Consider the following 230-nt stretch of genomic DNA (forward strand, 5'->3'; position numbering starts at 1 on the left):
TGTGTGGTTAGGGGATGTGGTGGAGAGCTTATGGGTTGTGGACATCCCGGCGCGGGGTGGAGCAGCCCGGTAGCTCGTCAGGCTCATAACCTGAAGGTCGCAGGTTCAAATCCTGCCCCCGCAACCATGGCTGTTGAGCCTTGGTTTAGGTTGGGATGTATTTTTTGCGAGGAATGGAGTTGACCGAATCGATGTAGGTGCTTAGAGGCGCCGGACCGGATCGGTGGCTT

1 tRNA gene is annotated in these 230 nt (G+C 57.0%); it reads left to right on the plus strand.

Features of this window, described 5'->3' with window-relative positions:
• Window positions 1-50: 50 nt before the first annotated feature.
• Window positions 51-127: transfer RNA gene (locus EOE18_RS18395), tRNA-Met, on the plus strand.
• The last annotated feature ends 103 nt before the right edge of the window (window positions 128-230 follow it).

Origin of the sequence: Novosphingobium umbonatum (assembly GCF_004005905.1) — a bacterium.
GTDB lineage: Bacteria > Pseudomonadota > Alphaproteobacteria > Sphingomonadales > Sphingomonadaceae > Novosphingobium > Novosphingobium umbonatum.